Annotated in this window: 10 protein-coding genes; 4 read left to right on the forward strand and 6 right to left on the reverse strand. The window is 60.9% G+C overall.

The features are described 5' to 3' along the window. Positions 1-17: 17 nt before the first annotated feature. Positions 18-239 carry a hypothetical protein gene (locus ACA062_RS23140; RefSeq protein WP_497453180.1) on the reverse strand — a complete coding sequence of 74 codons (222 nt, stop codon included), beginning with the start codon at positions 237-239 and terminating at the stop codon, positions 18-20. Continuing rightward, positions 236-727 (reverse strand): hypothetical protein, encoded by a 492-nt coding sequence (locus ACA062_RS23145; RefSeq protein WP_497453181.1) that lies wholly within the window; start codon positions 725-727, stop codon positions 236-238. Before ACA062_RS23145 ends, ACA062_RS23140 begins: the two co-directional genes overlap by 4 nt. A gap of 761 nt (positions 728-1,488) precedes the next feature. Here ACA062_RS23145 and ACA062_RS23150 point away from each other — a divergent pair. Continuing rightward, positions 1,489-2,046, forward strand: a complete 558-nt coding sequence (locus ACA062_RS23150; protein ID WP_497453182.1) for a recombinase family protein — start codon at positions 1,489-1,491, stop codon at positions 2,044-2,046. 759 nt (positions 2,047-2,805) lie between these two features. Here the strand turns inward: ACA062_RS23150 and ACA062_RS23155 are convergent. The 3 genes from ACA062_RS23155 to ACA062_RS23165 form a co-directional block, all read right to left on the reverse strand. Beyond that, complete coding sequence (locus ACA062_RS23155) at positions 2,806-3,219, reverse strand: response regulator (RefSeq protein ID WP_497453183.1); 414 nt, start codon at positions 3,217-3,219, stop codon at positions 2,806-2,808. Positions 3,220-3,578: 359 nt separating this feature from the next. Next, on the reverse strand, positions 3,579-4,916 hold the full coding sequence (locus tag ACA062_RS23160) for a lysine N(6)-hydroxylase/L-ornithine N(5)-oxygenase family protein (RefSeq protein ID WP_497453184.1): 1,338 nt from the start codon (positions 4,914-4,916) through the stop codon (positions 3,579-3,581). A gap of 149 nt (positions 4,917-5,065) precedes the next feature. Further along, a complete protein-coding gene (locus ACA062_RS23165; protein WP_497453185.1) occupies positions 5,066-5,548 on the reverse strand; it encodes a sigma-70 family RNA polymerase sigma factor in 483 nt (160 codons plus the stop codon). 392 nt (positions 5,549-5,940) lie between these two features. Here ACA062_RS23165 and ACA062_RS23170 point away from each other — a divergent pair, with 392 nt between their 5' ends. The 3 genes from ACA062_RS23170 to ACA062_RS23180 are packed head-to-tail and all read left to right on the forward strand — an operon-like array spanning position 5,941 to position 10,489. Next, on the forward strand, positions 5,941-7,113 hold the full coding sequence (locus tag ACA062_RS23170; protein WP_497453186.1) for an efflux RND transporter periplasmic adaptor subunit: 1,173 nt from the start codon (positions 5,941-5,943) through the stop codon (positions 7,111-7,113). Continuing rightward, positions 7,114-9,087: a MacB family efflux pump subunit gene (locus ACA062_RS23175; protein WP_497453187.1), complete on the forward strand. Its 1,974-nt coding sequence runs from the start codon at positions 7,114-7,116 to the stop codon at positions 9,085-9,087. A 7-nt stretch (positions 9,088-9,094) separates the two neighbouring features. Beyond that, entirely contained in the window at positions 9,095-10,489 is a 1,395-nt protein-coding gene (locus tag ACA062_RS23180) for an efflux transporter outer membrane subunit (RefSeq protein ID WP_497453188.1), read from the forward strand. Between the two features lie 430 nt (positions 10,490-10,919). Here the strand turns inward: ACA062_RS23180 and pvdP are convergent, their stop codons facing one another. After that, positions 10,920-12,548 (reverse strand): pyoverdine maturation tyrosinase PvdP, encoded by a 1,629-nt coding sequence (gene pvdP / locus ACA062_RS23185; protein WP_497453189.1) that lies wholly within the window; start codon positions 12,546-12,548, stop codon positions 10,920-10,922. Positions 12,549-12,588: the final 40 nt, after the last annotated feature.

The raw sequence follows: 12,588 nt of genomic DNA on the forward strand, positions 1-12,588 counted from the left end.
CGGGCAACGCCCGGTATTCAGTCTGTGAACAGGCGCATTACGTTGCGCGCAGTACGAAGTGGTGCCCACCAGATCCAGAGCACCCGCGCCATAAAGTCAGCGCGGCGATGAGCCTTGAGAACCTGTTTCAGGGTGTTGGCGGTCAACCGCGCTGACAGCTCAGGGTCGAGCGACGTCTGGCCAGCCTGGGCGAGTACGTGACCCATGGTGTGATGGATGACTTTGTTTTCTACGGTCATGGCTGCGTACCTTCTGAAGTGGTGTGGCGGGGTTGGCGGCTGGCACCGCGGCGGGTGCGCAGCGCGGCCTGTTCCTGGGCCATCAGGGCTTCGACCTTGGCGCGCAGTTCAGGCGTCAGGGCACCGTGGTCGCGAGGGACTACCTCGAGGACGCCATCGACTTCAATGAGGCTGTGGGCATCAAGGAAGCGGGCCATGGGCGATCTCCTTTTGCGCAGGTTGGCGCTCAAGGCCACGCGCAAACGGCACTCGGCGTCGGTCAGGAAACTGGTTTCGTTCAGGATGAAGTTTGCGAGGGCTTCTAGCGGGAACATGTGCATCGGCTTACCCCCTTGCGGGTTGCCAGTCGGCACAGCGAAGTGATTCGGCAAGACGTCCTTGAGGTTGCTGATCGAGGCCGGGGAATAGCCGGTAAGGCTGCACAACTGGCGCACGCTGATCGCGTTGGCCGGGTCGGCTTTTTTGGTGGCTTCGGGCTGCTCGTTCATTTTCCTGACCTCCCCAGTCAGGTGTGTTCACGAACTAAACATACTCCTCAAACGCAACGTGATCACGTCACATTAGACGAACGGTATCTGTGATGGCATGAAAATAGCAAGTGGGTAATCCGCGTGTTTTAGGCGTTAAAAATTAAGTGCTGAAATAGACAGCTTTTTAAGTTTGTGTCTTGGTGCTTAGCGGGCTGGCTTTACGGGCGACTGACTTAATTTTATTTTATAAGGCTCTAGCACAGTGGTTATGGCTGTGATGACTTAAAATTATGGGGGCGGCGGCTAAAACTATCTGGGGAAATTTTGGGAAAATAGACAGTTGTCACGGTTCGTTTAACCGGCTCTGGAATTTTAAAAAATAGTATTGAGGCCTCACTACCCTATTTACGTGTATTACGTGATCGAAAGCCCTGCACCCCTGGCACCCACCCCCTTCGAATGCGCCTTATAAATCAATGACTTACGTGTTTCCCAGGCGGCCAGTTGATCCCTTGCGAATCAATGACTTGCGTTCGGCTTACGAGTTGACGAGTTGGTCAGCTTTCTACATGAATCAACGATCTGATTGTGTGCGGGTGGGGCACAATGATCTGAGGGCAAAGGGTCTTTTCCCTAGCTCAAAAGGTACACCTTATGAGCCACTCGTCCGATGTGCATCACGGGATAGCTCAAAGGTGTTGATTGATTGTGAGCTAGGTAGTTATATATGAGCCATAGATTGTGAGCTACCCCAGCCACAAGGTGATGAGGGTTCAATCATGGCTACCATCGGATACCTGCGCGTCAGCACAGATGAGCAAAGCGTCGAGGCCCAGCGCCACGCACTCAGCGGCGATCTCTACAACATCGAGCATTGGTACGAGGATGTCGGCGTATCAGGCGCTGTGAAGGCCCTGGAGCGTCCTGGGTTCGCAGCGCTGGCAGCGTACGCCCGCAAAGGCGATGTCGTCGTGGTGGGGGCTATCGACCGATTGGGGCGCGATACCATCGATGTGCTGAGCACAGTGGAAATGCTGAAGGGCAAAGGCGTTGGCATCATCAGCAGGCGCGAGGGCTTCGACCTGAGCACTGAGCACGGCCAGTTCATGCTCACCATGCTCGCGGCTGTGGCGCAGCTCGAGCGCTCCAACATCAAAGCGCGGCAGATGGCCGGGATCGAAAACGCAAAGGCGCAGGGCAAGGCGCTGGGGCGCAAGCGGACCATTGACCAGGGCGAGGTAGCTCGGTGGCGGGCCGAGAACGCCGCGAGTATCACCAAGACGGCTGAGCACTTCGGCATCAGCGAGGCGTCAGTGAAGCGAGCGATGAAGGGGTGACCCAGTCAAAACTGCCGAATAGCACAGTGGCGGGGAAACCCGCCTTGTCGCTATGTTTCGCTATGTCGCTATGTTTTCCCCTATTCCGGTCAGCACATAGGGTTTATATGGGTATACATGGAGTTATATTGTAACAATATACCTCTTTTCCATCTCTCTCTCTAAATCATAAAAAAACATAGAGACATAGCGACAACAACTGTGCAAGCCACGGCCTAGAGCTGTGCAAACTTGTCGCTATGTGCTGATAAAACACAGCGACACGGCCTCATGACCCCGCGACATAGCGACAGCTAAGCGGCCTTAGCCTCTCGATGTCGCTATGTGTCGCTGTGCTTGTCGCGGAGTAACATAGCGACAACGTCGACAGCTCGCCCTCCGACACCACGCAACAATACCTGTCGTTTTTAACTAAAAACAGACTCCAGCCACCTGTGCCGAAAGCCCTCCCCGCTACGCTCCCATGCCAAGATTTCAGCACCGGCCACCTTGCCCCAGTCCGAGACCCTCCCCACCAAGGCTCCGTGCCCCTGGTGGCATATCTGGGGGCATATCCCGCACGACCAACCGCAACACCATTGCGGTAGAGCCTTCCAAGCCATAATTCACGGATGATCGTCCGCTATCAGCGCTGACTTCGCTGACTTCATGGCAACTCCCCGTGCAATGGCACTACGAGTGGGCAATCAATGCCCTTGGGCCAGGCCCGGGTTAACACAACGGCTGCGCAGAGACTGTTGCATGGAATTTCGGGTGAATCTACCTGACAGAAATGACAGTACCGACGAACGGTACCGGGCGATCAATGATCGCCATCAGCCGTTCAATGGACGCCAGATCGGGCAGCGAACCATGGCTCACTTGAACCTTCTGCTGCCCGCAGGCTGGAATCGGCGGCAAATGCGCCTGCTGGCCGTCGTAGATCAAGGCGTAATGAACCTGCGGGTGATCGAGGAAAAAATCGAGCAGGTCCAGCGCGCCGCCGGCCAACGAGGCATTGATGACCACCAGATCCAATGGCGTGTCGCTGAATTCGACCAGCGTCAGCAGCTCCGCCAGGTTTTGCACCGGTGCCACCCGGTAATAGCCAAGCTGGTTGAACAGGCGCTCGATTCTCATCCGCTGAAAATGTTGCTCGTCGGCAATCAGGATACGTAACGCTTTGTTCGACAACAGAGGCCCCCGGCAGGGTGTGAGTTTCGCGAGGGCACAAGACTACGCAAGAGCCGGCAAGCTTTCTGTAGGACTATTCCTAAAAACAGGAGCGCCTGATCCGGTGTCGTGTAGGGATGTCGGTGGCGAGCGAGTAAAGGCTGCATTGCGGGGGAGAATTGCGGGGGTTTTCAGGAAGGGTTCAGGATTGTGGATTTGTGGTGTCTGTAAGGCCCTCATCGTCGGAACGCCGCCCGGGGCAAGCCCGCTCCCACAGGGATCCTCAGTGGCCACAGCATTTGTGACAGAAGACCAACCTGTGGGAGCGGGCTTGCCCCGGGCGGCGTTCCGACGATGGCGGCTTAACAGGCGCTACATTTTTAACTGGCAGTAGCGAGTAATACATCCATCACCGACCGCCCCTGCCCACGCGCCTTGCCATGCTCATACAACGAACCGGCAATCTCATCGGCACGAATCGGCAGGATCGACAACAAGGTATCGCTCAAGCCGTGACTGGCCTGGCAGAAGCCCTGCATATAGATGCCGGCCTTGCAGCGTTCGTCGGTGATGAGTTTGTAGTTGCGATCCACTTCGAAATCGCCCAGGTACTGTTCCAGTGGCGCCAGCAGCTTGCGGTGCATCTGCCGCTCGTAACCGGTGGCCAGCACCACGGCATCATACTGACGCACCGTCACTTCACCGGTGGCGTTGTTGCGCACGGCCAGTTCGATGCCGTGCTCGGTGGCGGTGGCTTTTTCGAGGGTGGTCAGGGTGCGGAACGCATGACGGGCGATGCCCGAGACTTTCTGCCGGTAGAAGATGCCGTAGATGCGTTCGATCAGGTCGATGTCGACCACCGAATAATTGGTGTTGTGGTACTCGTTGACCAGACGCTCGCGCTCGCTGCTCGCCTGCTGGAACACCAGGTCGGTGAACTCCGGCGAGAACACTTCATTGACGAACGGGCTGTCATCGGCCGGTTTCAGTGCCGAGCCGCGCAGGATCATGTCCACCTGCACCGACGGGAAGCTGTCGTTCAAGTCGATGAAGGCTTCCGCCGCGCTCTGCCCGCCGCCGATGATCGCAATGCTCATCGGTTGGTTGTTCACACACGGCTGCCTGGCCATCTGTGCCAGGTACTGGGAGTGATGGAATACGCGACTGTCATTTTTCAGCGCCTTGAACACTTCGGGAATGCGTGGGGTGCCGCCGGCGCTGACCACCACCGAACGGGTGGTGCGAACGTGCTGCTGACCCTGGGTATCGCGGGAGATCACCCGCAGCGCTTCGACCTGCTGGTTGTGCAACACCGGCTCGATCGTCAGCACTTCTTCACCGTAACGGCTCTGCGCTTCGAACTGCGCGGCAACCCAGCGCAGGTAATCGTTGTACTCCATGCGGCACGGATAAAAGGTGCCGAGGTTGATGAAGTCCACCAGACGTCCGTGGTGCTTGAGGTAATTGACGAACGAGTAAGGGCTGGTCGGGTTGCGCAGGGTCACCAGGTCCTTGAGGAAGGAAATCTGCAGCTCGCTCTGGGTCACCAGGGTGTTGCCGTGCCAGCGATAATTGGCCTGCTTGTCGAGAAACACGACATCCAGTTCGCCCTGGCTCGGCCCGCGCTCTTGCAGAGCGATGGCCAGCGCCAGGTTCGAAGGGCCGAAACCGACGCCGATCAGGTCGTGAACGATGGGCGATGCAATTGCCTGTGTCATTTCCAGTGTCCTCTGGATGAACCCCCCAGCAGCGGGGCATAAGCCTGAATGACCTGACCGGCCTGGGGCAGGACAGCAGATCGTCTGTTGATAGGGAACGAGGACAATGAAACAAAATTTAATATAGTTTTTTCATGAGCCCGACGAGGTCAATGGGCATCCCACTGACGCATCCGTACGCGGCAATGCTTCATGGCATTGACGATGTGCTTCTCCACCAGGGCCCGGGAAATCCCCAACTGTGCGGCGATCTCGGGGTGGGACAAACCCTCGATCTTGCGCAGCAGGAAACTCTCGCGGCATAGCCGCGGCAGTTCCGCCAGGGCACGCTGGAGCATGTCCAGGCGCTGGCCGTGATCGAGACTGTTATGCGGCGAGGGGGTGAAGTAGCGTTCTTCGTTGTCGAGCACTTCCAGCGACTCGACCTGACGCAGGGCATTGCGCCGATGGTCATCGATCACCAGATTCAGCGCGGTGCGATAAAGGAAGGCCCTGGGCTGCTCGATCGGCGTGTCGCTGGAGCGCTCCAGTATCCGCAAATAAGCGTCATGCACCACATCTTCGGCCACCTGACGGTTGCCCAGCTTGGCGTTCAGGAAACACACCAGCTCGCGATAGTAGTTTTCCAACATGACTCCCGTCCGCACCCGCGCGGTCTTGAGCCACCGCGACAACCACCGAAACAGGCAGTGGCACGATAGTGGCAATTTGAGTCGCGTAATTTATAGTAATTCTCATATAGATTTAAAGTGTTGGTTTGGCTTGCCTGATAAATAGTCACGTTTGGGGCCGCCACTTCATCTTTTGATCTTGATCTTAAAAAAAATCAAAAGATCGCAGCCTCGTTTCACTCGGCAGCTCCTACAGATATCTCCTACAGACAGCCCCTATAGGTGTTACGCCATATGTCTGGGGCTAAATTCGCCACTGCGTTTCTCGTTTACAGGACAGCTCCCCGTCCCTGCCGACTCCCCGGCAGTGTTCAACTGAACGACGGGCCGATACTCATTGGCCGGAACCCTGCATGAAACGTCCCCGACAGACCCGACGCGCCCTGCTAGTAGCACTGTGTCTGATCCCCGTTATCGCCGTCGCCGCCTGGCAGATCATCCCCCCCGGTCGCGAGCAGTTCGCCACCGTCCCCGTGACCCGGGGCGACATCGAAAGCAGCGTCACGGCCCTGGGCACGTTGCAGCCGCGGCGTTATGTCGACGTGGGCGCCCAGGCGTCGGGGCAGATCCAGAAGATCCACGTGGAAGTCGGCGACGTGGTCAAGGAAGGCCAGCTGTTGGTGGAGATCGATCCCTCCACGCAGCAGGCCAAACTCGACGCCGGACGTTACTCCATCGAAAACCTCAAGGCGCAGTTGCAGGAACAGCGGGCGCAGCACGACCTCGCCCGACAAAAATACCAGCGTCAGCAGCACCTCAAGGCCGGCGGCGCCACCCGCGAAGAAGATGTGCAGACCGCCGAGGCCGAACTGCGCGCCACCCAGGCCCGCATCGACATGTTCCAGGCGCAGATCCGCCAGGCCCAGGCCAGCCTGCGCAGCGATCAGGCCGAGCTCGGTTACACCCGAATCTATGCGCCCATGGGCGGCACCGTGGTCGCACTCGATGCCCGGGTCGGCCAGACCCTCAACGCCCAGCAACAGACGCCGCTGATTCTGCGCATCGCCAAGCTGTCGCCGATGACCGTCTGGGCCGAGGTGTCGGAAGCCGACATCGGCCACGTCAAACCCGGCATGACGGCGTGGTTCACCACCCTCAGCGGTGGCCAGCGTCGCTGGAACAGCACCGTGCGGCAAATCCTGCCGGTGCCGCCCAAGCCGCTGGACCAGACCGGCCAGGGCGGCGGCAGCCCGGCCAGTTCGAGCAAAAGCGGCAGCGCGCGCGTGGTGCTGTACACCGTGTTGCTCGACGTCGATAACGCCGACAACGCGCTGATGGCGGAAATGACCACTCAAGTATTCTTTGTTGCCGAGCAGGCGAAAAATGTCCTCACCGCGCCGATTGCGGCCCTGCAAACCAGCACGCAAGCGCACAGCCAGACCGCCCAGGTCGTCGCGAAAAACGGCCGCATCGAGCAACGCGACGTCCGCACCGGCATCAGCGACCGCCTGCGGGTACAGATCCTCGACGGCTTGCAGGAAGGCGATCACTTGCTGATCGGTCCGGCCGACGGGAGTGGCGGCTGAATGCTGACGCCCCTGATCGACCTGCAGGACATCCGCAAAGCCTACGGCGGTGGCGATTCACCTGAAGTTCACGTGTTGCGCGGCATCGACCTGTCGATCCACGCCGGGGAATTCGTGGCGATTGTCGGTGCCTCCGGTTCCGGCAAGTCGACGCTGATGAACATCCTCGGCTGCCTCGATCGCCCCACGTCGGGCGAATACCGCTTCGCCGGGGAAAACGTCGCCGGCCTCGACAGCGACGAACTGGCCTGGCTGCGCCGCGAAGCCTTTGGTTTTGTGTTCCAAGGTTACCATCTGATCCCGTCCGGCTCGGCCCAGGAAAACGTCGAGATGCCGGCGATCTATGCCGGTACTCCGGCGGCCGAACGTCATACCCGCGCCGCCGCCCTGCTCGACCGCCTCGGGCTGGCCTCGCGTACCGGCAATCGCCCGCATCAACTCTCCGGCGGCCAGCAGCAACGGGTGTCCATCGCCCGCGCCTTGATGAATGGCGGGCACATCATCCTCGCCGATGAACCCACCGGCGCCCTCGACAGCCATAGCGGCGCCGAGGTCATGACCCTGCTCGACGAACTGGCGAACCAGGGCCATGTGGTGATTCTCATCACCCACGACCGCGAAGTCGCGGCCCGGGCCAAACGCATCATCGAAATTCGCGACGGACTGATCATCAGCGACAGCGCCGTGGACAACCCTGATGCACAGATGTCCGCCAATCCCGGCGCGCTGCAGGCGGTGGACCTGCGCAAGCGCCTCAGCGAAGGCGCCGAAGCCACCGGTGCCTGGAAAGGCGAACTGGTGGATGCGGTGCAAGCGGCCTGGCGGGTGATGTGGATCAACCGCTTTCGCACGGCGCTGACGTTGCTCGGGATCATCATCGGCGTTGCGTCGGTGGTGGTGATGCTGGCTGTCGGTGAAGGCAGCAAGCGCCAGGTGATGGCGCAGATGGGCGCGTTCGGCTCCAACATCATTTACCTCAGCGGCTCGTCACCGAACCCACGCACGCCATTGGGCATCGTCACCCTGGACGACGTCGCCGCCGTGGGCAGCCTGCCGCAGGTGACACGGATCATGCCGGTCAATGGCCAGGAAGCCGGGGTGCGCTTCGGCAACCTCGACCACTTGAGCTACGTCGGCGGCAACGACACCAACTTCCCGGCGATCTTTAACTGGCCGGTGGTGCAAGGCAGCTATTTCACCCAGGAAGACGAACGCAACGCCGCAGCGGTCGCGGTGATCGGGCACAAGGTCCGGACCAAACTGCTCAAGGATGTGGCCAACCCGATCGGCCAGTACATCCTGATCGAGAACGTGCCGTTCCAGGTGGTCGGGGTACTCGCCGAAAAAGGCGCCAGTTCCGGCGACTCCGACAGCGACGACCGCATCGCCATCCCCTACTCCGCCGCCAGTGTGCGGCTGTTCGGCAGCCACAACCCCGAATACGTGGCCATCGCCGCCGCCGATGCGCGCAAGGTCAAGGAGACGGAACACGCCATCGAGCAATTGATGCTGCGCCTGCACAACGGCAAAAAGGATTTCGAACTGACCAATAATGCGGCGATGATCCAGGCCGAGGCGCGCACGCAAAATACCCTGTCGTTGATGCTTGGCTCTATTGCCGCGATATCCCTGCTGGTGGGTGGCATCGGGGTGATGAACATCATGCTGATGACCGTGCGCGAACGCACCCGCGAGATCGGCATTCGCATGGCCACCGGCGCCCGTCAGCGTGACATCCTGCGCCAGTTCCTCACCGAAGCGGTGATGCTCTCGGTGGTCGGCGGCCTCGCCGGGATCGCCCTGGCGCTGATCGTCGGCGGCGTGCTGATCCTCAGCGAAGTCGCCGTCGCGTTCTCCTTGATAGCGGTGCTCGGTGCCTTCGGCTGCGCCCTGGTCACCGGTGTTGTCTTCGGCTTCATGCCGGCCCGCAAAGCTGCCCGGCTCGACCCGGTCACGGCCCTTACCAGTGAATGATCGATTTATGAAGCCGTCACTCAGCCTGCTGACTCTCTGCCTGTTGCTCGGCGCCTGTGGCAGTCCCGCCCAGCGTCCGGACAGCGGCATCCAGCCGCCTTCGTCCTGGCAATCGCCGCACTCGCCACATGCCACGCAAAGTAACCTGCAATGGTGGACGCAGTTCGGCAGCCCGCAGCTCGATCGCCTGATCGAGCAAGCCAGGGTCGGTAGCTACGACCTGGCCGCCGCCATCGCCCGCGTACGCCAGGCGCAGGCCGATACGGTGATTGCCGGTGGCTCGTTGCTGCCGGAGGTCAAGGCCGGGCTGAACGCCAATCGGCAAAAACTGCTGCGTGGCAACGGCTACAGCCAACTCGACGCCGACAGCAGCAATAAGGCGGTGGATTACTTCGACGCCAACCTCAGCGCCAGTTACGAAATCGATTTCTGGGGTGGCCAACGCGCCTCCCGCGACAGCGCGCAGTTCGGTTTGCAGGCCAGCGAATTCGATCAGGCAACGGTGGAGTTGACGCTGCTCAGTGGTGTTGCCAACAGCTACGCGCAAGCCTTGTCATTGCGCGAGCAAAGCCGCATTGCCGGGTTGAACCTGGCCAACGCGCAGAATGTCCTGAAACTGGTGCAGACCCGTTTTGACTCGGGCTCGGCGACGGCGCTGGAACTGGCCCAGCAGAAGAGTCTGGTGGCGGCGCAACAACGGCAATTGCCGCTGGTGCAGCAACAGGCGCAGGACGCCTTGATCAGCCTCGCCGCCCTGCTCGGTCGACCGGTTCAGCAATTGCGCCTGGGTGCAGAACGCTTCGATCAACTGTCATGGCCGACCATCGCGGCCGGCGTGCCCAGCGAGTTGCTCACCCGTCGCCCGGACATCGCCCGGGCCGAAGCACAACTGGCCGCCGCGCAAGCCGACGTCACGGTTGCCCGTGCCGCCATGTTGCCGGCCGTGACCCTGAGCGCCGAACTGGGCTCCGGCGCCGACCGCGCCGCCGACATCCTGCGCAATCCGTTCTATAACCTCACGGCCGGATTGCTTGCACCGATCTTCAACAACGGCCGCCTGAGCGCCGAGCGCGACAAGGCCACGGCGCGCCAGGAAGAGCTGCTGGAGAATTACCGCGGGGCGATCATCAACGGTTTCGCCGACGTGGAAAAAGCGCTTAACAGCATTCGCGGGCTGGATGAACAGCGGCAGTGGCAAGGGGAAGAACTGAACCAGGCACAGACTGCGTTCAACATCGCCCAGAGCCGCTACGAGGCCGGGGCCGAGGACTTGCTGACGGTGCTGGAGACACAGCGCACCTTGTATGCGGCGCAGGATTTGAATGTTCAGCTGCGGCTGTCGCGGTTGCAGGCGAGTATTGCGTTGTATAAGGCGTTGGGTGGGGGGTGGCAGGCTTTGTGATTTTTCGGCGTCTGATCAGCCGCCATCGCGGGCAAGCCCGCTCCCACAAGGTTATGTGTCATACCCCAATCATGCGGCACACCTGAAACCTGTGGGAGCGGGCTTGCTCCGGGCGGCGTTCCGACGAAGAGGCCGGCACATCCAACATCAATGTCGCCTGCAAGACCGCCATCGCGGGCAAGCCCGCTCCCACAAGGTTATGTGTCATACCCCAATCATGCGGCACACCTGAAACCTGTGGGAGCGGGCTTGCTCCGGGCGGCGTTCCGACGAAGAGGCCGGCACATCCAACATCAATGTCGCCTGCAAGACCGCCATCGCGGGCAAGCCCGCTCCCACAAGGTTATGTGTCATACCCCAATCATGCGGCACACCTGAAACCTGTGGGAGCGGGCTTGCCCGCGATTGAACGATAACGTGGTCGACCGGTTTAACTGGTAATCGGCCTGGCCTTCAAATGCCGCGCGTACCAAGGCCGCTGCGGCACCTTGCGCAACAGGTCCGCCAGCTTCTGCTCATCCTCGCCAAAGGTAATGCGCAACGCCAGCTTCATGGTTTCCGGGTCCATTTCCACCGACTTGCCCGCCTGCAACCCCGGTGTAGTGCTGCAGCCATGGGTGCTCGGGCCCAGCCACGGGTCGTCGACTTCCACCCAGCGACCCGGCGCAAACCACGCCACGCCATTGACCTCCAGCCGACTGACCTCCCCCGGATGAAAGCGCTCATGGGCGCGGAACCAGTCTTCCAGGCGATCGTCGATCCAGCCGTGGAAATGCCAGAACACCGGACTCACATGGGACGAAAACGGATCGCCGAGGAAGTCGTTCTCCGGGGCAAACCAGCGTGCCGAGAAGTCCGCCGGATCCCGGGCGAACGGCACCGGCTGGCCGTTGGACGGATCGCGGGGCACCGAGGCCCAGCGCATGTGCAGCCAGTCGTGCAGCCCCAGCTCCACCTCTGAACCGAACTGACCCAAGGTCAGTTTCGACAGATAGCGCGGGTCACGATAGCGCGACTCCCAGACCTGGAAATTGCTGTGGTAGGTCTCGGCGGTCTTGATGTCGGCGACCCATTGCGAGTACTCGGCATCGTCGTCCGCCCGCCAGGTCGGCGGCAGCGCGGTGCCGTCGTGGTTGTCGCAATAATTGGCGAAACCGATGCGATCCCGCGCCAGCTCCGGCTGTGGCAACGGGAAATGTGGCCACGACGGCAACTCCTGCAGGGAGCGCGCCGTGCCGAGCATGTGCCGGTGCATGAAGAAAAAATCCACACCCGAGCCGTTGCGATCCTTGTGCGCGCCACGGGCATCACGCTCCTTGTCGCGAGGGCCAGGCTGCCAGCCGATACCGCGCAGGGCACCGCGTTTGTCTTCGGGCAAGGTGTGCCATTTGTCCCGGGAGGCATGCCAGAGCTGGTGAAACAGGCGATGCTCCGGGGACACCAGCCAAGCCAGCAGCGCCGGGTTGAGGCCGGTGCGTTCGCGGGCTTCGGGGAACACCCGCTTGACCGCGATGAAGCGGTTGTCCTGGGCGGTCATCATCAGCGGCCGATCCAGGTTCAACACCCGGCCACTGAGGGTGCCGCTGCCGGCGTTGCCAAAACCGGCCCAGACTTCGTCCAGCGCCATGCTGAATTCGTAATCCGGCGTGCCGTTGGCCGCGTTGGCGCTGACCAGCCGCCAACTCAATGCGGCGGGCTTGGCTTCGGCCAGGTCGCCAAGCACCCGGTAACGCGGTTCTTCGCTCGAGCGCAAACGCTCGGCGGTGTCGAGGAAGCCGATCAAGCCGCGTCCTTTATGACCGACGTCGAGGAACACTTCCAGTCCTTCCCGGGGCAGGCCTTCGATGCCGGCGTCACCCCCTTCGAAACGAATCTGCCAGACGCCGCGCAAGGTGTTTGCCAGGTGCTGGCCGGCGACGTCCGCAACATCGAACGACGCTTCGCCGGGGGTGATCGTCGGATCCGGTTTCGTCCATTCACGATGCCCATAAAAAGCCGCAGGCACGGCGGCGCCGGTCAGCGCCAGGCCTGCCATGAACCATCGTCGAGAAATCGTCATTGCCCTACCTGTGTCAGCCATGAAGCAGGCTTTATCCAAG

The sequence above is a fragment of the Pseudomonas sp. LBUM1679 genome (assembly GCF_059695565.1).

Excerpts from the sequence above, each read along its gene's own strand:
- ACA062_RS23160 (WP_497453184.1), bottom strand. The coding sequence starts at position 4,916 with ATGACACAGGCAATTGCATCGCCCATCGTTCACGACCTGATCGGCGTC.
- ACA062_RS23150 (WP_497453182.1), top strand. The coding sequence starts at position 1,489 with ATGGCTACCATCGGATACCTGCGCGTCAGCACAGATGAGCAAAGCGTC.
- ACA062_RS23180 (WP_497453188.1), top strand. The coding sequence starts at position 9,095 with ATGAAGCCGTCACTCAGCCTGCTGACTCTCTGCCTGTTGCTCGGCGCC.
- ACA062_RS23170 (WP_497453186.1), top strand. The coding sequence starts at position 5,941 with ATGAAACGTCCCCGACAGACCCGACGCGCCCTGCTAGTAGCACTGTGT.
- ACA062_RS23140 (WP_497453180.1), bottom strand. The coding sequence starts at position 239 with ATGACCGTAGAAAACAAAGTCATCCATCACACCATGGGTCACGTACTC.
- pvdP (WP_497453189.1), bottom strand. The coding sequence starts at position 12,548 with ATGACGATTTCTCGACGATGGTTCATGGCAGGCCTGGCGCTGACCGGC.
- ACA062_RS23175 (WP_497453187.1), top strand. The coding sequence starts at position 7,114 with ATGCTGACGCCCCTGATCGACCTGCAGGACATCCGCAAAGCCTACGGC.
- ACA062_RS23165 (WP_497453185.1), bottom strand. The coding sequence starts at position 5,548 with ATGTTGGAAAACTACTATCGCGAGCTGGTGTGTTTCCTGAACGCCAAG.
- ACA062_RS23145 (WP_497453181.1), bottom strand. The coding sequence starts at position 727 with ATGAACGAGCAGCCCGAAGCCACCAAAAAAGCCGACCCGGCCAACGCG.